The organism is Exiguobacterium acetylicum, from assembly GCF_022170825.1.
Classification (GTDB): Bacteria; Bacillota; Bacilli; order Exiguobacteriales; family Exiguobacteriaceae; genus Exiguobacterium_A; species Exiguobacterium_A acetylicum_B.
This window is the reverse complement of the sequence record NZ_CP081878.1, coordinates 2,981,767-3,003,990: the sequence shown is the minus strand read 5'-3', so window position 1 is coordinate 3,003,990 and position 22,224 is coordinate 2,981,767. Positions and strand designations below refer to the sequence as shown.

The window sequence follows — 22,224 nt, the reverse complement described above, 5'->3', positions numbered from 1 at the left end:
AATAATCATTTTCGTTAACGAAATATCATACAGATAAAGAAAGTTAAACTATACAGGATGTCTAAATAAACTGGGGACGAAAAACCAGCACGTTTTAGCAGTGAGAGGAGAATTTCTGTTGCGCAAAGTTGTCTATGTGCAGGGTTGCGTTTTTTCGCAAGGTCATGCCGCGATTTATGATGAAGCACACCAAATGATTGGTGCGGTTCAACACGACGAAAATGGTCGTGTTCAAGTAATGAATGGTGAAGGTAGAGGGGTAGCGTTTGGTAAGTTTATTCCGACATGTAAGAAATGGGTCGTGATGAACCATGATGGACAAGAGGTAGGTCAAATGCGTGAGAAGTTCTCGCTCTTCTCGAAGAAATGTGAGTACAACGTGTATGAGCGTGGTACGTACACGATTTCCTTCGACCTGACAAAAGGGAAGTTCTCCGTTCGGAGTGCAGCTGGAGAAGTCGTAGCAGAATTGTTGCAAGATGGTGATGAGTACCGTCTCGTCAAGGATGCTGACAAACTCTCGATGTACGAACTACTCTCTGTCTTGAAAAGTCTGACGAACAACGTCCACTATAAATCACTGACAGCCGTCTAAATAAAAAAAGATGCCATCCATGTCATGGAAGGCATCTTTTTTTCATCATGTCGTTTGGAGAACATGATGGAGGCGTTGTTTCGCTTCGTGCGTCAGATGCGACACACGACGGGCATAGAGGCAGAGTTGCAAGACATGGACGGTTTCTGGACGATAAGCGTTAATGCGCTCAAGTGAGCGTCTGAGACGCTTCTCCGTCAATTCAATCGGTCCACTCGTCTCCGCGTGTTGCGTATAGATGAGATAAAAATTAAGCGGACTGATTAAATCATCCTCATCGATATTCGGATTCTTGAAGACGATCGTGAGCAGTTCACGTGTTTCTTCTAACGAGAAAAGGTGTTTTAAATCGTCCAGCAGGTAGATGATGGAGGCCTGATTGATCGAGTATTTCTTTCCGCGATGCGGTACGCCGATGATGTCTCGGACTTCACGCTTCGTCCAGTTCTGAATCGTCGTCGCCGACATGTGTTCTCCGATCAGGGCATTTGCCAAATGAACGATTTCATTGATGGATAGACCATTCTTAAGTGGGTCGAATTGTTTCAGACGATTGATGACCTTTGGCAATTCTGTTCCCTCTGCTAGAACAAGGGGCTCGATCCCTTTTCCTTCGTTCAAGCGTTGCAGACAACTTGATAATGTTTGGACTGCTTGAGCATCATACATTTCCAAAACTTCCTCTCTAGGACGTCATTTGACCTTATGTTATCAAATGAAGGTTCAATAGGGCAAATGGCAACTAAAACAACGTACAATAATAGGAAAGGGGGAATCACGATGGAATGGATTGCTGCCATTGGTACGATTGGAATCGTCGGGCTCGTTCTCGTCATCCTCGAATTGATAGGACGTCGCTTCGGTTTTTCTCCCGAGACGGTTCGGAAATGGATTCATATTGCTGTCGGTCATTGGGTATTTCTTGCGCTTCTATGGCTTGATCACTGGTACGTTGCCATCGTACCGCTGTTATTCTTTGCTGCTGTTAACCTACTGACACTACGGAAAGGGATCGGACAGATGCATGACGTCGACCGTCCTTCTTATGGGACGGTCTACTATCCGCTCGCCTTAGCAGGGCTCGTCCTATTCTTCTTCGAACGGCAGCCAATGGCACTCGTTGCCGGAAGTATGGTACTTGCCTGGGGCGATGGACTCGCGGCACTTATCGGAAAACGCTTCGGGAAGACGTTTTACGTTCGCGGTGAGGCGAAACGATCCTTTGAAGGAAGTATCGCGTTATTTTTAGCGTCATTTCTCGTTTTGACGCTGACGTTCTTGTTTTACGAACAACCCGTTTGGCTCGCAGTCAGTTATGGCTTTTTACTTGCGAATATCGCAGCATTGATCGAAGCGATTTCGTACAGGGATCTCGACAACTTAATCTTGCCGTGGACGATTGCGGCGCTTGTCGCGTTTGCTTTCTAAAATTACAAACCAATCGTATAACATCAAAACACGGCAGTGGAAACGATCCACTGCCGTGTTTGTAATGATTGTTTCTATTATGCGTGAAGGTGAAGAACCTCTTCGACAGATTTATACGTGTATCCGAGATCGCGTGCGACTGCTTCATATGTGACGAATCCTTGCGCAACATTTAATCCTTTTTCAAGAGCATCGTTTTCAGCAAGTGCACGATGAGTGCCTTTGTTTGCGAGTTCAAGAACATAAGGAAGCGTTGCGTTCGTCAATGCAAGTGTAGACGTACGCGGAACGGCACCAGGCATGTTTGCAACAGCATAATGAACGACACCGAATTTTTCGTACGTTGGATCATCGTGCGTCGAGATACGATCGACTGTCTCGAAGATGCCACCTTGGTCGATAGCGACGTCAACAATGACAGCACCTGGCTTCATCCGTTTGACCATGTCAGCAGTGACGAGTTTCGGTGCTTTTGCACCTGGAATCAAGACAGCACCGATAACAAGGTCACTTTCAGCGACTGCTTCAGCAATCGTGTACGGGTTTGAGATCAATGTGTTGATCGAGTTACCGAAGATATCATCTAGCTGGCGAAGACGTTCTGGGCTGACATCGATGATCGTGACATCCGCACCAAGACCGACTGCGAGTTTCGCAGCATTCGTTCCGACGACACCACCGCCGATGACTGTTACTTTTCCACGACGGACCCCAGGAACACCAGCAAGCAGGATGCCCATACCACCGTGTGGTTTTTCTAAGAACTGTGCACCGATTTGTGATGCCATACGTCCTGCGACTTCACTCATTGGTGTTAGCAATGGAAGCGTGCGGTTCTTCTCAACTGTTTCATAAGCGATTGCTGTGATGTTCGAATCAACGAGTGCACGTGTCAGTTCTGGTTCAGCAGCTAAGTGTAGGTACGTGAACAATGTCAGGTCCGGACGGAAATATTGGTACTCAGAAGCGATCGGCTCTTTAACTTTTAAAGCAAGTTCAGCTGTTGCCCAGACTTCAGCAGCTGTTGGGATGATTTCGGCACCTGCTTTGACATACTCTTCGTTCGTGAAGCCACTTCCCATACCTGCCATTGATTCGATGATGACACGGTGTCCTTGTGCATGTAACGCTGCTACCCCGGCAGGTGTTAATGCAACACGGTTTTCGTTGTTTTTGATTTCCTTTAATACTCCAATGATCATGTGAACGCGATCCCCTTTCGCAAATAAACAAATCAATTTCTCTTCTTCTTCAGTATACGAGAAATGAAAGCGTTCTACTTTATCGGCGTTTTCAAAAATAACCGATATCCTTTGTGTAAAATCACAAAGGATATCGGTCTGCTTTTAGATACAAATAAAGCAAGGAGCGTTCAGGTAGTGATTCCATCCGGATGCCGGCTTCCTCCTCGATTCGTCGCATCCGATACAGGATCGTATTCGGATGCACGTGGAGATGGGAAGCGACTTGTTTGACGTTTCCATCATAATGAAGGAACCATTCTAGCGTCTCACATAGAGAGGAGGCATGTTTCACATCATAAGCACGCAGTCGTTCGATTTCTTCGAGACGAACTGTTCGCCGGCGCAGACGTTCCGAGAAGATCGGTAAGAGCTGGAATAAGCCGAGGCGCTCGTAACGGGTGACGTTCTTTAGCTCGAATGGAAAGGCATCTTTCAAACGCAAGACGATGCCCGCTTCTTCATAGCGCTCGGGGATTGCTTGGACGCCAGTGAAGACTTCACTACTTGCCGCAACGAAGTCCGTATAATCGAATCGCTCCGCGAGCAATTGTCGGAAGGACTGGATGAAGGCGTCGAACTGCAGACGCTCTTGTTCCGCATCGCGGTCGTTTGTGCTGATCCACAAGATGAAATCCGTTTCATCATACGCATAAAGTAATGGACGAACCGTCTGCTGGATCGTGAGTAAATAGCGCAGGCGATCTGCGAGACGTGGCGTGATTGCTTCTGAAAACCGAATGACCGTCAAGCGACTGATGCCAGGTGGTGCGACGTGTAGTTTAGAGAACATCTTCAGGATTTCCGACTCGGATAATTCTTCATGTAATAACTCGAAGAAAAACTGTTCCGTCTGCTCTTCCTTCCGTTTTTTCTGCATATCAATCGCGAGTAACTGACGTTGTGCAAGCAGAGCTCCTTTCTTTAAGTCCGCTAGTTCCGACGAAGTAAACGGAGTGCTTCGCGCAATCGACCAGATATAGCCGAGAATTTCTGAATCTTGCTTGATCGCAATGGCAACCCGGTCATTTAGCCCGACACCAGTACGTGCTGAAATGATCAGTGGATCATCTTGTGTAGCAAGACTCTGAATAACCTCGTCTTTCCAAAGTTGATCGATGACTGATTCCGGTACACGGCGACCGATAATCGTTGCGACACGAGCAGGGTCCGTATCAGATGTATGCGTGCTGTAGGCAAGGAGGCGATGATTCCGATCTTCAATCGTAATCGGAGCATTCAACGCGATACCAATAGCTTCTGCTAAGTCATCTAAGGAATGGTAAGACGCTTCTAACATAGATTTTCCCTTCTTTCTCTCTCGTTCAATATCTTCATTATATCTCCTGTTGTGTAAAATCACAAAAAGTATTCTTTTGTATTGTATAAAAACACAACTCCATGCTACGGTAAGCCTCGGAAAAGAGAGAAAGGATGAAATGGCATGGATGTGTTACGTATGATATCAGCTTGGGTCTGGGGGATTCCAAGTATGATGTTGCTTGTGGGAACAGGAGTATACTTTACGATCCGTTTACGTGGTCTTCAGTTTCGACGATTGAAACAAGCGTTTCAGTTATCTGTTCAAAAATCAGGGCAGGGTGAAGGTGAGATCAGCAGCTTTCAGATGTTGATGACATCCCTCGCAGCGACGATCGGGAACGGTAATATCGCGGGAATCGCGGTCGCCTTAACGATGGGCGGGCCAGGTGCGGTCTTTTGGATGTGGATCATTGGTTTGATCGGAATGGCAACGAAATATGCGGAAAGCCTACTTGCTATTCTCTTTAGAAGTCGAAATGAACGAGGCGAAGCCGTTAGTGGACCGATGTATTATATCGAGAAGGGACTAGGACCGAAATTCAAATTCCTCGCGATTTTGTTTGCGGTATTTGGTTTAATCGCATCATTTGGTGTCGGAAACACGGTACAAGCAAATGCGATGGCGACGGTGCTTGAGCAATCTTTCCGTGTGCCGTTGCTACTGTTTGGTGTATTGCTTGCGATTGCAGTCTATGTATCGATCCGTGGTGGACTTGAACGTGTCAGTGCCATCTCGACAATTTTCGTTCCGATCATGAGCTTACTGTATATCGGTGCCGCTTGTGTCCTCTTAGTATTGAAGGCGGATCAGATTTTGCCAGCTTTAGGATTAATCTTTGAATATGCGTTCCAGCCGCTTGCGCCAGCAGGTGCTTTTACAGGTGTGTCCATCATGATGGCGATGCAAGTCGGTGTAGCACGCGGGATTTTTACGAACGAGGCAGGACTTGGGACAGCAGCATTAATTGCTGGATCTGCAAAAAGTGAACGCCCAGTCGAGCAAGGATTGATCTCGATGACGAGTACCTTCATCGTGACCTTGATCGTCTGTACGATGACTGCACTCGTCCTTCTGACGACAGGCTTTTGGGATCCGTCAGGTGGGCTACATTCAGGTATGACGCATGACGCGAGTCTTTCTGGGGCAGCACTGACGGCAACTGCCTTTGCGAGTGTCCTTGGATCATTTGGAGAATGGACCGTTGCTTTCTCCGTCTTCTTCTTTGGTTATTCGACGATCATCGGATGGTATGTCTACGGAGAAAAATGTTTAGAGTACTTGAGCGGTACAACACGCTTCAATGAAGGTTATCGTGTGTTCTTCGCTCTTGCAGCTTGTTATGGTGCCGTTGCTCAACTAGAACCGTTGTGGCTCGTCGCAGATATCGCAAATGGGTTGATGATGATTCCGAACTTGATTGGAATGTTGTTCTTGTCGCACTTAGTCATTGAACAAACGAGGAACTACGAACGGGCGGGTCATAAACGAGTGGCTTAACGGAAAAAAGCGGTGATGCCTGATAGAAGGCATCACCGCTTTTCTGATAAGACGATTCATCCATTCGTTCGACGACGACTGTAGATGAGGAGTGTCAGTAAGAAAATTAAACTAAGGGCAACGAGGACAGAGAGTGAGGCGACGTTCCAGCCGAGGACTTCAAATAAGACACTGATCGCAACCGTCAAATAGAAGATACCGAGGTACTTTTTGACGAACGGACTTTCAAAATGCGTCAACTGCTTCGCTCCGATTGGTGCTCCGAGCAAGGCACCGACGATTAGCATGATACCGACTAAGATATCGATGTTCGTACTTGCGACCGTATAGTTGACGAGTCCCGATAGGACGATCAGTAACGCGGAAGCAATACTCGTTCCGACTGCACGTTTCAACTCATAGCCAACGATCCCGACGAGTAACGGTGTGATGATGAATCCACCGCTGACACCAAGTAACGAAGAGATGAATCCTGCGAACAGACCCGTGAAGGCAAGAGCAAGATATCGATTTTTCCAACCGGTCTGTTCACCTGTCGTCGATTTTGGACGTAAGAACTTATTCGCAAAGTAGAGTAAGAGTCCGATATAAACGATCGAGATGACGAGATGGGCACCGTTGACTTCCTCTAAACGAAGGACGAGTGGTGTCGCAATCGTCGAACCGATGATTCCGACGCCACCGACGACGAGACTATCGCGCCAGACGACATTCTTAAGACGTAAGTGAGAGATTGTTCCTGAAACGGTAGATCCAAGAGTCAGCATGAGACTCGTCGCGATCGCGACACTCGGAGCATATCCTAAAATGAGTAATAGTGGCGTTAAGATGATGCCACCACCGATTCCGAAAAAGCCGGAAATGATGCCAATGAAAAATCCAAGGATTAAGAAATAATAAAAAGCGAGATCCATGTACAGTCTTCCTTTCTCATTCTTCTATATGATTCACTAAGTATCGCAATGAATGAGAAAAATGTAAAAGGGGACGGCTCCTTCAAGGGGGTTGAAGGAGCCGTTAAGGGGAACTTATTCTTTTGACGCGGCGACTTCTGTAGCTGCATCGATACCGGTATTGGCCTTGACTATGATTCGTTCGAAGTTACCGGCGACTTCGTTCGATTTCGTCAACAACGTCCCAACGATGGCTCCGAGGAAACCAAGTGGGATAGAGACGATTCCTGGATTCGTCAGCGGGAAGAGGGCTTCCCCGACGAACAAGGCTGAACCGTCGACTGCCCAAAGATTTGGACTGAGTGCGACGAGAATCAGTGAAGAGAATAACCCGACGACCATACCTGTGACTGCTCCGCCAGTATTGAAACGGCGCCAGAAGATCGTCAAGAGAATGACTGGCAAGTTGGCACTTGCTGCGACAGCAAAGGCAAGCGAAACAAGGAACGCGACGTTCATCGTTTGTGCAAATAATGCCAGTACCATCGAAATCAAGGCGACGGCGATGGAAGCGAGTCGTGCTGCCGTCATCTGTTCTTTTTCTGTTGCTTGTCCTTTGCGTAAAATATGACTATAGAAGTCATGAGCAAAGGCGGATGCTGCGGATAAGACGAGTCCTGCCACAACGGCGAGGATTGTCGCAAAGGCGACTGCAGCGACGAACGCGAAGAGTAAATCGCCACCGAGTGCTTGGGCGAGAAGTGGTGCCGCCATGTTACCAGCGGCATTCGCAGCAATGATATCGTCAGAACCGACGAAAGCAGCGGCACCAAAGCCTAGGAAGATCGTCAAGATATAAAAGGCACCGATGATCCATGTCGCATACACGACGGACTTACGAGCTGTCGGAGCATCTTTGACGGTAAAGAAACGAATTAAAATATGCGGTAATCCAGCCGTTCCGAGAACGAGTGCGAGATTTAATGAAATCGTATCGAGTGGTAACTTGAACTTGTTTCCGGGATTCAAAAATGAATCACCGAGCGGCGTCGCTTGTTTGACTTCTGCAAACATCTTGAAAATCGAAAAATCGAACTTCGCGAAGACCATGAATGAGATGACAGCTGTTCCTGCCATCAAGAGAATCGCTTTGATGATTTGGACCCATGAGGTCGCCGTCATTCCACCGAAGACGACGTAAACGGTCATCAAGATCCCGACGATGATGACACTCGTCGTGTAAGGAATTCCTAGTAACAGTTCAATCAAGGCACCTGCACCGACGAGTTGCGCAATCATGTAGAAAATCGAGATGGCAATCGAGTTCATAGCAGCGACCCCACGAACCTTTGAAGCGTTGAAACGAGCAGCGATCATATCGGCCATCGTATATTTCCCGAGATTCCGAAGTGGTTCGGCAACGAGGTACAAGACGACGAGGTAAGCAACGAGGAAACCGATCGAGTAGAAGAATCCATCGAAGCCAGCTAAGGCAATCATCCCAGCAATACCGAGGAACGAGGCGGCAGACATGTAGTCGCCGGCAATCGCCATCCCGTTTTGCGCACCGGTTAATCCACCATCTGCTGTATAAAAGTCGTTAGCAGTCTTTGTTTTACGGGCGGCAAAGTATGTAATGACGAGCGTCAAACCGACGATCGCCGCAAATAACGCAACGGCAGTATAATTCATTTCGACTCCTCCTTGATCTGTTCGACGAGTCTATCAAAGGCACGTGCTTTTTTGCTGTACATCATGCAAAACGTCCATGTCATGATGAACTGGGCAAACGCGAAGATCCAAGCACCCGTGATATCACCGAACACCGGCTCGTTCAAGATCGTGAAATAGCTTGTCAAAATCGGAAGCGTAAAATAAAAAATAAGGCAAAAACTGATGGCAGGGAGAATGAAGCCATTCTTTTGGCGCATCAATTGCTGAAAGGTCGCGCTCTCGACGATCGCTGGAGCAGATTGAGTTGCTTCATTTTTCTGGACTTCGGACACTTGATGCATGAGGACGCCTCCTTCAAGAAATGAATGTAAATTCATTATAAGGATGTCGTTTCTGGAAAAGCTATCCTAATTTTTAAGAGAAAAAGCTCATTACTATATTAGTATTGGTCATACCAATTTAATGTAAGCGTTTTCAATATTGAACATTGTTTGAACGTTATTTTTATATATTAATTATATTGGAAAATGATTCAAAAGACCTATTAGTAGAAAAACGAGAATAGATTAAAAAAGCCCGTCTATGAAATCATAGACAGGCTTGAGTCATTTTTCAGATGGACGTTCGATCTTATCTTCGATTTCCCGTAAATGATCTGCACGTTTTGAGAGCGCGCGACGCTTCAACCATTCTTCTGTCCCACGACTGACTCCCCAGATGGCGAGTAAGATCAAAAATAGAAGAACAAGACGCATCGGACGCTCGAGGAACGTTGACCATTCCTTGCCAATCAGCGAAAAGATGATCACGACGATCAAGCGACCGGCACCGGCAGCGATCAAGTACGTCCGCAGTGATAATTGAATCATGGCGGAAATGGACGTGATGATGAACGCGGGCATGAACGGAAGCGAGAAAAAGAATCCCAGTGAGATCGGACTCATGTGACGAACGCGTTCGATCCATTGTTGAGCACCATGATGTTTTTCAAGCCAACGCGTGACCGGACGCCGGAACAAATAGCGAATACAAGCGAAGACGACGAGTGATCCAAGCATGCTCCCGACCCATGATACGAGAACACCCATACCAAAACCATAGGTTGCCGCGTTCGCGGAAATGATCAGGACGAGTGGCAGGAAAGGAAATAGAGACTCAAGAAACGGGGCAATTAAACCGGTGGCAGCTCCTCCAGGTAAGTCTTGGAGAAAGAAGATCATCTGCTCGATCCAGTCACGAAGTGTGTGGAGCATTCGGAATCCTCCTTGCAAGATGTACTACTGAGTTTTATTTTACCTCTTTCTGATTCAGAAAGGGAATGAAATTCCTTGAAAGGGATTCAGGAATTGTGGATTGTACATTCGAAAGGGAGTTGGTATTATACTTAAATGGGTGCGTTTTGCAGGCGTTCCCAGCTAGTCAATAGCTAGACGCTTCGTTTGCCAACGTTCGTTTTACTGCAAAAAACTGACATGGGGGCTAATGAGGAATATGAAACCTTATCGCGTACTATTATTTTATAAGTATGTTCCGATTGAAAATGCGGAACAACTGACGAAAGAGCATCTTTCCTACTGTAAAGAGCTCGGTATTAAAGGGCGGATTTTGATCGCACCAGAAGGAATCAACGGTACACTTTCTGGAACGGTCGAACAGACGGAACAATACATGAAGGATTTGACGGCGGATCCACGATTCGCTGACATCGAATTCAAAATCGATGAAGTTGAAGAACATGCCTTCAAAAAAACGTTCGTCCGCTACAAAAAAGAACTCGTCACATGGCGTTTTGAGGACGAATTCAACGTACCACAAGAACACGCTGCGTACCTTGAACCAGCAGAGTGGAAAGAAATGATGAAACAAGATGACGTCGTCATTCTCGATGTACGAAACAACTATGAATACGACCTCGGACACTTCAAGAATGCCGTAAAAGTCGATGTCGATGCTTCACGGGAATTCCCAGAGTGGCTCGACGAGAACGAGCATTTATTTGAAGGGAAAAAGGTTCTCACATATTGTACGGGTGGTGTTCGTTGTGAGAAATTCACGGCGTACTTCCGGAAACGGCAACAAAGTGATGATATCTTCCACCTAAAAGGCGGAGTCGTCATGTACGGAAAAGATGAACAGACACAAGGAGAAGATTGGGAAGGCGAACTGTACGTCTTTGATGAGCGTGTGCAAGTTCCTGTTAATGCCGTCAATCCATCTGTCGTCTCAGAATGTTATTACTGCGGAAAAGCGGAGACACGCTACGTTAATTGTGCAAACCCGGAATGTAATCGCCAGCACTTCTGCTGTGAAGAATGTGAACCAAAAGTGATGCGTTCATGTTCTGATGAATGCCGGGAGCATCCGCGTAACCGTTATGAAAAAGAGCAACAAGAAGAATTGGTATAAGGCAACGTGTAAAAAGCCAGATGATTTCTTTTTAGAAATCGCCTGGCTTTTTTTGTATTCAGGAGGAGGGAAATAAGTAACGCAAAATATCGGGTAAACGGTTGGCCCATGCCGTTTCATGATGAATCGCTTCCGGGATGATCGTATAGCGACTTTGAGTGAGTTTTTGTGCGACTGCTCGTGCTAAAACGTCATTCGTGTGTAGATAATCCGTCTCGGTCATCGGACCACTTACTTCTTTCGTACCGACATCCATGTAACAACGATGATCAGTAGAAAGAGACGGGCTTCGCTCGATGAATTCAAGGAGTGAGGAGAAGTTTGCCCATCCGGCAGTCGACAGGGCAGCGACGCGCGTGATGACTTCCGGATACGCAAATAATCCATAGAGCGAAATGACGCCACCCATCGAGCTGCCGATCATCGTCGTATCGTCAGGTCGTGTCGCATAATTGGCATCAATATATGGCTTCAGTTCACGGATGATCCAGTCCATGTAGACTTTTCCGTTGCCTCCGATTGACGACCGATGCGAGGGATAGGCCGTCCGCATCAATAAAGCTTCGTCACTCCAAGGGGCGTAATCATCGTATCGATCCATTCCGTCTTCGGGGCTATCGATGGCAACGACCATTGCCGGAATTTGGGTTTGTTGGAGTGCGAGATGAATTTCCCAGCCTTTTCCGAACGAAGCAGTCTCCCCACTGAAGACATTTTGTCCATCGTGCATATAAATCACTGGTAGGGCTTCATCAGGATCGAGATGTGTTGGACGATGAATCCGAATCGTTCGGTTAGTTTGAGACGTGGGGAGTATCATTTCAATTTCCGTAATTGACAATAGAGTCACGACCTTTCAAAGATTTGCATAGTGTGCAGTACAATTACGTCCGTTGTGTTTTCCACCGACATATAACGCATGGTCGGCTTGACGTAACGATTCTTCGAACGTCCGTTGATACCTTTCGTCCACTGTGTCAATGCCAAGACTGACTGTTAACGAAAGTCGATGACCATCGACGAGGAAGGGCCGATCCATGACCGTGTGGCGAACGGTCTCAGCGAGCTGAATGGCAGCCTCTTGACTACCATTTCGCAACAGAAGGACGAATTCCTCCCCACCATAACGAGCAGCAAAGACATCATCTTGTTGTAATTGAATCGCCTGGATGCGTCGACCGAGTTCGCGGAGGACAAGATCGCCTACCTTGTGACCGTACGTATCGTTGACTCGTTTGAAATGATCGATATCGAACAAAATGACGGATAACGGATAGGTACTAGCAGCAAATTCTTGCCGACCGTGTTCGTAAAAAGCACGACTATTTGGTAATTCAGTCAAGGCATCCGTCCGACTTTCCGTATACAGCTGAACCGTTTCACGAGAGCGTTCTAAAACACGGCAAAAGATGCGGAGTAAACGGGATAATTCGTCAGCATTCGTTGCGTCATAGGCATCTGCGACTTGATGGAACAGGATGATCGAGACATCGACTTCTCCACTTGTAATCGAGGGAATGGCTAGCATCGAATGGCGATCGACAGGTAAATCGATTTGAATATCATTTCCCCAGTCGCACCGAAGACCATAAATGATTGGGGTATGCAGATCGTCAGCTTTCAGTGAGTGGAACAGAGGTAACACATCAATCGGCTGCTTCGTTCGAATGTTATAGATGACTTGCTTCCGTTGCTGTTGAATCGAGATCCACCCTTCTGAAAAAGATAAAAGATGTGTTAAATCGAAGAGCAGCGAGTCGATCGTCTCTCGTTCAAAGCGGGAAATCAATAAGTGTTCTTTCGCATCATCAAATCGTTTGGCATTATCGTTTGCTTCGAGTGAATCCCCACGTTCTTGCAATAGACGCTTGAATAAAAAGAGAATTAAGGCAGACACCGTTGCTGCGACAAGCGGGCTTTCATCATAAAACCAGATGCCAAGTAGAGCACTTAACATGCTGATTCCATAGACGAGAGATTGAAGCTTGACGAGACGTCGCCAATCATATTTCAAATAAAGGAAACGATTAACGAATAAACATTGGAAGTAAGAGACAAGGAAGACTGTGATCAAAAAACCGCTAAAAGGAATCAGTGCTTTCGTATACGTAAAACTCGAGCCGATTGGACCACCGAGTGCATAATACGCAAATGCCGGAAGCGAGATGTAGACTAAGTCAAATAGAGCGTTGATCGGATAGAGGTACACGAAACGTTTCCAGCGAATCGCTTTACGGTGAGACATGAATTGAAAGACGAGAATACCAATTTGGCTCAAAATCAAGGCATATGTTAAACCGTAATTTAAAAATAGAAATAAGATGATTCCTTCTTGGAACGTATAGTAAATACCGCCACGGCGGACATTATCGAACTGAAACAAGAGAACGAGTCCAAATAAGTAAAGCGTATTGATGATGGAGACAGAAGGATGGAAGGTCGGTGGATGAACGATACCAATCAATAACAATGTCAAAGCGACGAGACCGAAGACGATCCAGCTCGCCCGGGCTACGTGTTGATAGTAGCGCATGAAACATCCCTCCCCCTGAGAAGTATCTTTTATCCCTATACCCGAATTGTGGAAATTTTGATAAGGCATTTACCAAAAAAATAAGGTTGAGAGAAAAGAAAGAATTGCGTATAATGTGAAAGATATCAAATACAGTCGGTGATGAAGAGAGTAACGGTTGATTGTCGTCAACTAGCGAATCAGGGAATGGTGGAAGCCTGAGGACGAAACAGTCGTGAAACGCACTTCTGAGACGCTGCCCGATTCCTGATGGAAAAGGCGTAGCCGGGGGAACCCCGTTATCCCCGAACAAGGTGGGTGTCGAGTGACACCAAGAAGAGTGGTACCGCGGTTATTCCGTCTCTTTGCGCGTGGCGCAAGGGGCGTTTTTTATTGCAAAAAATCAGTGAAGCAGGAGGAAATAAAGATGAGTTATAAAGCGCAGTATGCAGAAGTGTTACATCAAGTCATGGAAGGTGCCTTATCGGTTGAACAAATCGAACAACTGATCGAGCAACCAAAACATGAAGATCATGGAGATCTGGCATTCCCATGCTTCATGCTCGCTAAAGCATTCCGTAAAGCACCAAACATGATTGCTTCGGACCTCGCAGAAAAAATCGACACGCCGTTGTTCTCAAACGTTCAAGCCGTAGGTCCTTACATCAACGTCTTCTTGAACCGGGAGGTCGTCTCGCAAGAAATCGTCAACCAAGTCCTGACGGAAAAAGAAACATTTGGATCAAGTGAAGCGAACGGAAAAACGATCGTCACGGATTTCTCATCACCAAACATCGCGAAACCATTCTCGATGGGTCACCTGCGTTCAACGGTCATCGGGAACGCGCTCAACCAGATCTCACGTAAAAAAGGGTATGATGTCGTCGGCGTCAACCATTTAGGAGACTGGGGAACACAGTTTGGGAAATTGATGGTGGCTTACACGATGTGGGGTGAGGAAGAAGCAGTCCGTGCAGAACCAATCAAAGAATTGTTGAAATTGTACGTTCGCTTCCATGAAGAAGCGGAAACGAATCCAGCACTTGAGGATGAAGGACGTCTCTGGTTCAAAAAACTCGAACAAGGTGATGAGCAGGCGACAACGCTTTGGACGTGGTTCCGCGAAGTCTCCCTCGTCGAATTCAACCGTGTCTATGACATGCTCGGCGTCAAATTCGATAGCTTGAATGGAGAAGCCTTCTACAACGATAAGATGCAACACGTCATCGATTTACTCGAAGAAAAGAATCTCCTCGTCGAATCAGAAGGGGCAATGGTCGTTGACCTAGAAGCAGAAGGTATGCCGCCTGCTTTGATCAAAAAGAAAGATGGCGCAACACTTTATGCAACGCGCGATTTAGCAGCTGCTGTCTACCGTCTTGAAAAATACCGTTTTGAACAGGCGTTCTATGTCGTTGGTGGCGAGCAAGCCCTTCACTTCAAGCAATTGTTTGCCGTCCTGAAGAAGCTTGGATTTGAAAATGTCGACGGCATGCACCATGTACCGTTCGGTTTAATCATGAAAGACGGAAAGAAAATGTCGACGCGTAAAGGTCGGATCGTCTTGCTTGAAGAAGTACTACAAGAAGCGATCGACGTCGCGAAGAAAAACATCGCGGAAAAAAATCCGAACCTAGCGAATGCAGAAGCAACGGCTCGTCAAGTTGGTGTGGGTGCGGTCATCTTCCATGACTTGAAGAACGAACGGATGAACAACATCGAGTTTGATCTTGAGCATATGTTGAAATTCGAAGGTGAAACAGGACCATACGTCCAGTATACGAATGCCCGTGCGCACTCGTTACTCCGTAAAGGTGGTTATGACGGGACACCATTCGCTGGCAGTACTGATGATCATGCATGGGGTGTCGTATCGATGCTGAACCAATTCTCAACGGTCATCGATCGGGCATTCGCGCGTCGTGAACCATCGATCATTAGCCGTTACGTCTTAGATCTCGCACAAAGCTTCAATAAATACTACGGGCACGTCCGTGTTCTCGAAGATGACGCAGCAAAACAATCACGTCTTGCACTCGTCAAGTCTGTCACGATTGTCTTGACAGAAGGTCTTCGTTTACTTGGTGTCGGCGCTCCAGAAGAAATGTAAGACCAATCCACGAATAAGAAGAGGTAGATTATGAAGACTGAAACGAAAGAACGATTACAGCAAGCTGCTTCACAGATGAAGCAGGAGCCTTTGGCGGAAACGGTCGCATTCATGGCTGATTTTCACGGGAAAGTCGCGGCGTGGTTACCGGGAGAGTCTGTCGATTTCGTTCACGACTTCGTAACGGCACCAGAAGCAGAATTGATCGCTCCAATTGAAGGCGATGCATTACGAACGAAAGATAATTTTGAATTTTTCATGCGTAAAAAACAGACGCGTAAAAAACTGGGCGAACTGTTGACGCTTTGGAAGTCAGCGCGCACGACAGAGACATTGAGTCAAATCGATGCGATTGGATTGAAAAAGTGGCTTGCACGTAATGAATTCCGTTCGGAAGACAAACCATGGGATTATTTGAACCGTCTGCACGTTCTGTTGTTCCTTGATTTGATGACGACAATCATCGATGATCATCGATTAACGAGTCTGCATGAGCAACTTGTTGGTACGACGCCAGTTCCGACGAGCTTCGTTCGTCGCCAAGGTGATGTCCGTCAAGTCATTGAAGCCTTTGCAGAAGAGTCAAACTTCACACAAGTCGATGTCGTTAAAGCATCGCTTGTCCGTTACCTCTGATATTAAAGATGCATGAACAAAAGCCATCGAGCCTTGCGCCCGACGGCTTTTGTTGTATCGCCTCAGTTTGCCTGATGGAATACGATCGATTGTTGCTCCGTATCGTAGAGACACCATTCCCGTTCGAAGACGACAGGTCCAAGATTGACCGCATAACGCTCTCCTGCGATCGATAAGGGTTCGTGTAATGGACTAGGGAGTGCATTCCCGTTTTGAAACAAACCTCTGATATGACTATGACCAAAAAAGAGTAACGGTTCGCGTTGCTGTGACAGATCGGGCAAAAAATCACGCGACCAACTTAATTGGTCTCCATGCATCAATAGCGCTCCCTCGATACGTTGTTTTCGAGGGCAATCGCGTAACGCATCGATGACAGGAGACAGATGCGGTGGAACGAGTGATAGGATGCGTTCTTCTTGATTGCCAAGCAATGTTTTAAAATCAATCAGTTCTAAAAAAGCATCATCGAGCGTCACGACGAGGGAGAGCGATTCAAAGGAATAGCGCTTCGCTCGCTTTTTACCGACGTGGCATTCGTGAATATCACCAAGACAAAACAGACGCGCATCGGGAGCGAGCCGCCGTATGTCAGCTAGGACAGCCGATGTGTCGGCTACTGAGCTGTGAAGATCTGCAAAAAGGGCATAACGCATAATCGACCACTCCTTTGTTAAGGAAATACCCGAAAATGCGTCATGCCCATCTTTTTTGAATCAAATCGTGCGTAGATTATTCAGTTTCGACTGTGACGCCTCGTTCTGCGAAGACGACTTTCGCGACTTCGAGTGCGTTCAAGACACGTGGGAATCCAGTGTAAGGAACAAGGTGCATGATAGCTTCGACGATTTCGTTTCCTGTTAAACCAGCTGTTAATCCAGTGTTAATGTGGAGAGCGAGCTGTGGTTCTGTACCTTGTGTGACGAGAGAAGCAATCGTGACGATCGCGCGGTCACGGTTGACGAGACCATCGCGGCTGTAAACTTCACCGTATGCGAAATCTGTGATCCACTCACCGACTGCTGGAGCGATATCTTTCAGGGATTCAGAGATTTTATCATGTGTCGATTGTGCAGCGTTTGCGTCTGTGAATTCGCTGAGTTTTTTGACGCCTGTTTCGTGACGTGATTCAAAATGAGTTGCCATGGTAAAGGACTTCCTTTCTTTTTTAACGATGTTCTTATCGTAAAGGAAGAAATACCATGCTACAAATACATGGTTTTTATAAAAGGTATGCTTATTTGGAATACATATCACTGACGAACTGAATCCATTTTCGCGTCACGTACGATTGATAGCGACCGGTCGGGACAGCAATTCCTAAATGCCATGGCACACGCGTTTTCAGGGGAATCGTTTTGACACCACGAATCGAAAAGCGATCTGCGATCGAACGCGGAAGGACGGTCGCAGCATTTCCTTCTGCGACCAGCAAACAGAGGAAGTCCCACTGCGAACTAATTCGGGAAACGTGTGGTGTGAACCCTGCATCGTGACAAGCATTCAAAACGACATCATGAAGCGAGAACGTTTCGTTAAACAAAACGAATGGCATATCAGCGACTTCTTCTAACGCAATTATCGACCGATCAGCGAGTGGATGATCACTAGGTAAAAACAAATGGAGTTCTTCTTCGATGAAGGGATGCGTCGTTAAATGCTCATCCGAAGGAAGGACCGTTGCGATTAGATCCACTTCACCGGCGACGACTGCTTTTTCTAACGCATGTCCACCGGCTTCGATCAATTCGATTTGAATCATTGGATATGTCTCTTCGAAACGCCGCAGGAGACCCGGGAAAAACAGCGAGCCGATGAGTGGAGGAACACCGAGGCGGATCGTTCCTTTCGTCAGATGCATGACATCATAGAGATGGGAAGGTAAATCGGATAACTGACGCAGAATCTTTTCACCTTCGATCAATAATGTCTCACCGGCATCCGTTAGGGCGATTTGTCGTTTACTCCGGTCGAACAATTCCATCTCGAGTTCTTCTTCTAAGTGACGAACCATTTTACTGAGCGTCGGTTGCGTGACATGGAGATGTTCAGCCGCACGAGTGAAGCTTTTGAAGCGTGCCACTTCCGTAAAGTATTCCAGTTGGCGGAAATCCATCAGTATTCTCCTATTCTTTTGAGTTATAGATGTCATAACAAGTATTCATTTTTATTATTCTTTCAATCAGCGTACAGTAAAGAAACCGAACACGTAAAGATAAAGAAAGAAGGAATCCATCATGATGAAACAACTCGAAGGAAAAGTCGCGTTAATTACAGGAGCAGCAAGCGGAATCGGTCTTGAGATCGCTGAAGAATTCGCTCAAGAAGGCGCGAAGGTCGTCATCGTCGATCTTCAAGAAGAAGCTGCTAAACGCTCAGCTGAAACGCTTCGTGAAAAAGGCTTCGATGCGTTTGCCGTCGCAGGTGACGTGACGAATGAAGAAGCAATCAAATCAAGTATCGATCAGACGGTCGCACATTACGGAACGATTGATATCGTCATCAACAACGCGGGAATGCAACACGTCTCACCAATCGAAGAGTTCTCGACTGAGAAATTCGACTTGCTTCAAAGCATCATGCTTCGTGCACCATTCCTCTATACGAAATACGTCTTCCCGATCATGAAAAAACAAGGCTCTGGACGAATCTTGAACATGTCGTCAATCAACGGATTGATTGGTTTTGCTGGGAAAGCTGCCTATAACAGTGCGAAACACGGCGTCATCGGTTTAACAAAAGTTGCCGCATTAGAAGGAGCAACTTCTGGTATCACGGTCAATGCGATCTGCCCAGGATATGTCGATACACCACTCGTCCAAAACCAATTGTCTTCGCTCGCTGAAACACGAAATGTACCGCTCGAACGTGTACTCGAAGAAGTCATCTACCCACTTGTTCCGCAACAACGTTTACTCCAAGTCAAAGAAATCGCGGATTACGCGATTTTCCTTGCAAGTGACAAAGCGGCAGGTGTTACGGGTCAAGCTGTCGTTCTCGATGGTGGTTATACAGCGCAGTAAGAAACAGAAAAAAGGGAGGTACTTTTTGGATACGATCCAGAAAGTACCTCTCTTTTTTTAGTTTGATGGACTGAGCAAGAACGTTCAGCCGATATGATGTGAATCGATTAACGGAAGTTAATGAATTGAACGTCGACTGATAATGGAAGCTCACGAACGATCTGCATGACTTGTTGTAAGTCGTCTCGTGATTTACCTGTGACGCGGATTTGGTCATCTTGGATCTGTGTCTTCACTTTTAATTTTGATTCCTTGACGGCGTTGTTGATCTTTTTCGCATCGTCACGATCGATTCCACTTTTGAGGATGACACGTTGACGGACCGTATTACCGGCAGCCTGCTCGACTTTTTCGTACTGCAGGTTTTTAGTCGGAACGTCTCGCTTGATCAATTTTGCTGTTAAGACGTCTTTGACTTGATCGAGTTTGAAATCGTCATCTGAGATCAAAATCAAATCCTCTTTTTCAAGCTTCATGTCACTCTTTGAACCTTTAAAGTCGAAGCGGTTCGTGATTTCCTTCAGTGCAATCTGAACCGCGTTCTTCACTTCCTCGATGTTGATTTGTGACACGATATCAAATGAATTATCTTTTGCTGCCATTTTAATCTCCCCTTTCATTCCACTCTCTATTTTAGAGAGGAATACCGGAAGCGTCCACTGCTTTAAAATTTTGTTATAATAAAAACCATGAAATGAAAGGGGTGCTTAGCTTTGAAACAAACAGCAGACATGTTGACGCTCACACCGCAAGAACTGGATGAGCGATTTGCCTATAGTGGAAATGATTTAGGAGCGACTTTCTCAGAGAAAGCGATTCACGTGCGATTATGGGCGCCGACAGCAGAGCATGTCGTGATTCGTCTCTACAAGACGTTACGCGCACGAAAAGTCGAAGAGATCGAGATGGTGGCGGGCGAACGGGGAACGTACGTCGTTGAACTCGATCGAGCGACATATGAAGGTTACTTCTATACGTTTCAAGCGAGCATCAACGGACAAAAGGTCGAAGCAGTCGATCCGTATGCAAAAGCCGTCGGAACGAACGGAAAACGCGGTGCGTTGATTGACCCGACAAGTGTGACACCAGAACGATGGATCGAAGAACGCCCACTGTTTCATTCTTCGCAAGACGCAGTTGTCTATGAATTGCATGTACGCGATGCAACGAGTCATCCGGCTAGTGGTGTCGTCGCACGTGGCACATTTGCTGGTCTAACGGAAGCAGGGACGCGGACACCAAATGGTGGATTGACAGGACTTGATTATTTAGCGGATCTCGGTGTGACACATGTCCAGTTACTGCCGATCTACGATTTTGGCTCAGTCAATGAGACAGCACCGAACGACCCGGATAACTATAACTGGGGTTACGACCCAGTGAACTACTTTGCGCCGGAAGGTTCGTATTCATCGAATCCCGATGATCCACGAACGCGGATCCTTGAATTAAAACAATTAGTACAAGCGTTACATGACCGTGGTATCCGTGTCATCATGGACGTCGTCTTCAATCATACGTATGATGCGGCAACAGTTCCGCTTGGTCAGTTCGTTCCTGGATACTTCTATCGTCAAGAGGCAGATGGTAGTCTGTCAAACGGTAGTTTCTGTGGAAATGATACGGCGTCTGAACGTCTGATGATGCGGAAGTTCATCCTTGATTGTGTGACGTACTGGGCGAAAGAATACCACCTGGATGGTTTCCGATTCGACTTGATGGGGCTTCATGATGTTGAGACGATGAATCAAGTACGTCATGCGCTTGATCGTATCGATCCGTCGATTTTAATCATCGGGGAAGGCTGGGATCTCGATACACCACTTGATCCGGAAGAGAAAGCGAATTACTTCAATGCACCGAAAATGCCAGGAATCGCTCATTTCAATAATGGCTTACGAGACGGCGTCAAAGGCGACGTCCAAACGCCGGAAGACCGTGGTTTCATCAGCGGTGCATTCGACCGAACGAGTGAAGTCAAACGGGGAATCGCCGGTAACGTCTCTTCGCAAGGATTTGCCGATGAACCGAATCAGGTCGTGTCGTACGTCGAAGCTCACGATGATTTAACGATTTGGGACAAGTTATCGGTATCTCGTCCAGAGGATACGGAAGAGATTCGACGTAAGCGTCAAATGCTCGCAAATGCGATCATCTTGACGGGACAAGGAATTCCTTTCCTCCACGCTGGACAAGAATTTTTCCGAACGAAGGACGGTATTCGTGACAGCTTCAATGCCGGAGAGGTCGTCAATCGTCTCGACTACGAACGGGCGGAAACAGAGCGTCCGGCAGTTGAGTACGTCAAAGGACTGATTGCCCTTCGTCGTCAGTATCCGATGTTCCGTCTCGCAAATGCGGCGATGATTAAAAAACATCTGCGCTTCCTTGAAGAAGGGGAAGGTGTTATTGCCTTTGAACTAAAACGCACCTATGAAGGATATGTCGAGCGGCAACGTGTCTACCACAATGCGACGGAAGAGGATATCACGATTGAATTGCCAAACGGTGAATTCGAGGTATTGGTTGAGTCGGGGGCCGTTAAGTTGCACGCACCACGGTTGCACGAAGAGAAACAGTTAGTCATCCAAGCATTGACGACGACGGTCATTGCCGAACGAAAAGCGGACTATAAGAAATATGCGGTGGCAGGTGGTGCTGCATTAACGATCATCGGATTGTTGTACGCAGCGAACAAGCGTCGAAAGAAGACTGATTAAATGCAGAAGGACGAAGCGTAAGATGGCTTCGTCCTTTTTTACGTGGATGACAGTCCGATGTCAGCCTGTCATGAAATTGACTTGCCTGAATTTATCGAAACTTTGTTTGAAGCGTCATCTTTCGGGAAAAAACCTCTTAAGTAGTATATAGGATGTTGTTTTTAT

Annotated in this window: 21 protein-coding genes and 1 other annotated feature; of the genes, 8 read left to right on the top strand and 13 right to left on the bottom strand. The window is 46.6% G+C overall.

Translation table 11 applies throughout. The features are described 5' to 3' along the window. The first annotated feature begins 118 nt into the window (after window positions 1-118). Window positions 119-595, top strand: a complete 477-nt coding sequence (locus tag K6T22_RS15630; RefSeq protein WP_238238156.1) for an LURP-one-related family protein — start codon at window positions 119-121, stop codon at window positions 593-595. A 45-nt stretch (window positions 596-640) separates the two neighbouring features. On the opposite strand, the gene K6T22_RS15625 is transcribed toward K6T22_RS15630, so the two are convergent. Beyond that, window positions 641-1,264, bottom strand: coding sequence for a DUF1836 domain-containing protein (locus K6T22_RS15625; protein WP_238238155.1), 624 nt, complete (start codon window positions 1,262-1,264; stop codon window positions 641-643). Window positions 1,265-1,375: 111 nt separating this feature from the next. Between K6T22_RS15625 and K6T22_RS15620 the strand changes: the two genes are divergently transcribed. Then, the gene (locus K6T22_RS15620) at window positions 1,376-2,023 is read left to right on the top strand and encodes a diacylglycerol/polyprenol kinase family protein (protein WP_238238153.1); all 648 of its coding nucleotides are present in this window, start codon (window positions 1,376-1,378) and stop codon (window positions 2,021-2,023) included. Window positions 2,024-2,100: 77 nt separating this feature from the next. Here the strand turns inward: K6T22_RS15620 and ald are convergent, their stop codons facing one another. Then, the gene (ald, locus tag K6T22_RS15615; RefSeq protein WP_238238151.1) at window positions 2,101-3,225 is read right to left on the bottom strand and encodes an alanine dehydrogenase; all 1,125 of its coding nucleotides are present in this window, start codon (window positions 3,223-3,225) and stop codon (window positions 2,101-2,103) included. Between the two features lie 121 nt (window positions 3,226-3,346). Next, complete coding sequence (locus K6T22_RS15610; protein WP_238238150.1) at window positions 3,347-4,564, bottom strand: PucR family transcriptional regulator; 1,218 nt, start codon at window positions 4,562-4,564, stop codon at window positions 3,347-3,349. 144 nt (window positions 4,565-4,708) lie between these two features. On the opposite strand from K6T22_RS15610, the gene K6T22_RS15605 reads away from it, so the two are divergent. Continuing rightward, window positions 4,709-6,085 (top strand): alanine/glycine:cation symporter family protein, encoded by a 1,377-nt coding sequence (locus K6T22_RS15605; RefSeq protein WP_238238149.1) that lies wholly within the window; start codon window positions 4,709-4,711, stop codon window positions 6,083-6,085. 56 nt (window positions 6,086-6,141) lie between these two features. On the opposite strand, the gene K6T22_RS15600 is transcribed toward K6T22_RS15605, so the two are convergent. The 4 genes from K6T22_RS15600 to K6T22_RS15585 form a co-directional block, all read right to left on the bottom strand. After that, window positions 6,142-6,999: a sulfite exporter TauE/SafE family protein gene (locus tag K6T22_RS15600; protein WP_238238148.1), complete on the bottom strand. Its 858-nt coding sequence runs from the start codon at window positions 6,997-6,999 to the stop codon at window positions 6,142-6,144. A 114-nt stretch (window positions 7,000-7,113) separates the two neighbouring features. Continuing rightward, window positions 7,114-8,670: a solute symporter family protein gene (locus K6T22_RS15595; RefSeq protein ID WP_238238147.1), complete on the bottom strand. Its 1,557-nt coding sequence runs from the start codon at window positions 8,668-8,670 to the stop codon at window positions 7,114-7,116. Next, window positions 8,667-8,993, bottom strand: a complete 327-nt coding sequence (locus tag K6T22_RS15590) for a DUF485 domain-containing protein (protein WP_238238146.1) — start codon at window positions 8,991-8,993, stop codon at window positions 8,667-8,669. Before K6T22_RS15590 ends, K6T22_RS15595 begins: the two co-directional genes overlap by 4 nt. Before the next feature lie 264 nt (window positions 8,994-9,257). Beyond that, complete coding sequence (locus K6T22_RS15585; RefSeq protein WP_238238145.1) at window positions 9,258-9,905, bottom strand: TVP38/TMEM64 family protein; 648 nt, start codon at window positions 9,903-9,905, stop codon at window positions 9,258-9,260. Between the two features lie 238 nt (window positions 9,906-10,143). Here K6T22_RS15585 and K6T22_RS15580 point away from each other — a divergent pair, with 238 nt between their 5' ends. After that, on the top strand, window positions 10,144-11,058 hold the full coding sequence (locus tag K6T22_RS15580) for an oxygen-dependent tRNA uridine(34) hydroxylase TrhO (RefSeq protein WP_238238144.1): 915 nt from the start codon (window positions 10,144-10,146) through the stop codon (window positions 11,056-11,058). A gap of 58 nt (window positions 11,059-11,116) precedes the next feature. On the opposite strand, the gene K6T22_RS15575 is transcribed toward K6T22_RS15580, so the two are convergent. Both K6T22_RS15575 and K6T22_RS15570 read right to left on the bottom strand, forming a co-directional pair. Then, window positions 11,117-11,899 (bottom strand): alpha/beta hydrolase, encoded by a 783-nt coding sequence (locus K6T22_RS15575; RefSeq protein ID WP_238238143.1) that lies wholly within the window; start codon window positions 11,897-11,899, stop codon window positions 11,117-11,119. 15 nt (window positions 11,900-11,914) lie between these two features. Beyond that, window positions 11,915-13,591: a GGDEF domain-containing protein gene (locus K6T22_RS15570; RefSeq protein WP_238238142.1), complete on the bottom strand. Its 1,677-nt coding sequence runs from the start codon at window positions 13,589-13,591 to the stop codon at window positions 11,915-11,917. Window positions 13,592-13,720: 129 nt separating this feature from the next. Then, window positions 13,721-13,938: a binding site (T-box leader), on the top strand. 59 nt (window positions 13,939-13,997) lie between these two features. Here K6T22_RS15570 and argS point away from each other — a divergent pair. Then, window positions 13,998-15,680, top strand: a complete 1,683-nt coding sequence (gene argS, locus K6T22_RS15565) for an arginine--tRNA ligase (protein WP_238238140.1) — start codon at window positions 13,998-14,000, stop codon at window positions 15,678-15,680. A gap of 30 nt (window positions 15,681-15,710) precedes the next feature. Then, on the top strand, window positions 15,711-16,316 hold the full coding sequence (locus tag K6T22_RS15560; RefSeq protein WP_238238138.1) for a hypothetical protein: 606 nt from the start codon (window positions 15,711-15,713) through the stop codon (window positions 16,314-16,316). Window positions 16,317-16,378: 62 nt separating this feature from the next. Here the strand turns inward: K6T22_RS15560 and K6T22_RS15555 are convergent, their stop codons facing one another. The 3 genes from K6T22_RS15555 to K6T22_RS15545 form a co-directional block, all read right to left on the bottom strand. Next, a complete protein-coding gene (locus K6T22_RS15555) occupies window positions 16,379-16,972 on the bottom strand; it encodes a metallophosphoesterase family protein (RefSeq protein WP_238238137.1) in 594 nt (197 codons plus the stop codon). 76 nt (window positions 16,973-17,048) lie between these two features. After that, entirely contained in the window at window positions 17,049-17,462 is a 414-nt protein-coding gene (locus K6T22_RS15550) for a carboxymuconolactone decarboxylase family protein (protein ID WP_023469674.1), read from the bottom strand. A 91-nt stretch (window positions 17,463-17,553) separates the two neighbouring features. Next, a complete protein-coding gene (locus tag K6T22_RS15545; RefSeq protein ID WP_238238136.1) occupies window positions 17,554-18,432 on the bottom strand; it encodes a LysR family transcriptional regulator in 879 nt (292 codons plus the stop codon). Window positions 18,433-18,553: 121 nt separating this feature from the next. On the opposite strand from K6T22_RS15545, the gene K6T22_RS15540 reads away from it, so the two are divergent. Beyond that, window positions 18,554-19,339 (top strand): 3-hydroxybutyrate dehydrogenase, encoded by a 786-nt coding sequence (locus tag K6T22_RS15540; protein ID WP_238238135.1) that lies wholly within the window; start codon window positions 18,554-18,556, stop codon window positions 19,337-19,339. 107 nt (window positions 19,340-19,446) lie between these two features. Here the strand turns inward: K6T22_RS15540 and K6T22_RS15535 are convergent, their stop codons facing one another. Beyond that, window positions 19,447-19,941 carry a YajQ family cyclic di-GMP-binding protein gene (locus K6T22_RS15535; RefSeq protein ID WP_238238134.1) on the bottom strand — a complete coding sequence of 165 codons (495 nt, stop codon included), beginning with the start codon at window positions 19,939-19,941 and terminating at the stop codon, window positions 19,447-19,449. Between the two features lie 111 nt (window positions 19,942-20,052). On the opposite strand from K6T22_RS15535, the gene pulA reads away from it, so the two are divergent. Beyond that, the gene (gene pulA / locus K6T22_RS15530) at window positions 20,053-22,059 is read left to right on the top strand and encodes a type I pullulanase (protein WP_238238133.1); all 2,007 of its coding nucleotides are present in this window, start codon (window positions 20,053-20,055) and stop codon (window positions 22,057-22,059) included. Window positions 22,060-22,224 lie beyond the last annotated feature (165 nt).

Bases quoted from the DNA above. Each gene is read 5' to 3' on its own strand.
- K6T22_RS15625 (WP_238238155.1), bottom strand. From the start codon at position 1,264: ATGTATGATGCTCAAGCAGTCCAAACATTATCAAGTTGTCTGCAACGC.
- K6T22_RS15620 (WP_238238153.1), top strand. From the start codon at position 1,376: ATGGAATGGATTGCTGCCATTGGTACGATTGGAATCGTCGGGCTCGTT.
- ald (WP_238238151.1), bottom strand. From the start codon at position 3,225: ATGATCATTGGAGTATTAAAGGAAATCAAAAACAACGAAAACCGTGTT.
- K6T22_RS15610 (WP_238238150.1), bottom strand. From the start codon at position 4,564: ATGTTAGAAGCGTCTTACCATTCCTTAGATGACTTAGCAGAAGCTATT.
- K6T22_RS15605 (WP_238238149.1), top strand. From the start codon at position 4,709: ATGGATGTGTTACGTATGATATCAGCTTGGGTCTGGGGGATTCCAAGT.
- K6T22_RS15600 (WP_238238148.1), bottom strand. From the start codon at position 6,999: ATGGATCTCGCTTTTTATTATTTCTTAATCCTTGGATTTTTCATTGGC.
- K6T22_RS15595 (WP_238238147.1), bottom strand. From the start codon at position 8,670: ATGAATTATACTGCCGTTGCGTTATTTGCGGCGATCGTCGGTTTGACG.
- K6T22_RS15590 (WP_238238146.1), bottom strand. From the start codon at position 8,993: ATGCATCAAGTGTCCGAAGTCCAGAAAAATGAAGCAACTCAATCTGCT.
- K6T22_RS15585 (WP_238238145.1), bottom strand. From the start codon at position 9,905: ATGCTCCACACACTTCGTGACTGGATCGAGCAGATGATCTTCTTTCTC.
- K6T22_RS15580 (WP_238238144.1), top strand. From the start codon at position 10,144: ATGAAACCTTATCGCGTACTATTATTTTATAAGTATGTTCCGATTGAA.
- K6T22_RS15570 (WP_238238142.1), bottom strand. From the start codon at position 13,591: ATGCGCTACTATCAACACGTAGCCCGGGCGAGCTGGATCGTCTTCGGT.
- argS (WP_238238140.1), top strand. From the start codon at position 13,998: ATGAGTTATAAAGCGCAGTATGCAGAAGTGTTACATCAAGTCATGGAA.
- K6T22_RS15560 (WP_238238138.1), top strand. From the start codon at position 15,711: ATGAAGACTGAAACGAAAGAACGATTACAGCAAGCTGCTTCACAGATG.
- K6T22_RS15555 (WP_238238137.1), bottom strand. From the start codon at position 16,972: ATGCGTTATGCCCTTTTTGCAGATCTTCACAGCTCAGTAGCCGACACA.
- K6T22_RS15550 (WP_023469674.1), bottom strand. From the start codon at position 17,462: ATGGCAACTCATTTTGAATCACGTCACGAAACAGGCGTCAAAAAACTC.
- K6T22_RS15545 (WP_238238136.1), bottom strand. From the start codon at position 18,432: ATGGATTTCCGCCAACTGGAATACTTTACGGAAGTGGCACGCTTCAAA.
- K6T22_RS15540 (WP_238238135.1), top strand. From the start codon at position 18,554: ATGATGAAACAACTCGAAGGAAAAGTCGCGTTAATTACAGGAGCAGCA.
- K6T22_RS15535 (WP_238238134.1), bottom strand. From the start codon at position 19,941: ATGGCAGCAAAAGATAATTCATTTGATATCGTGTCACAAATCAACATC.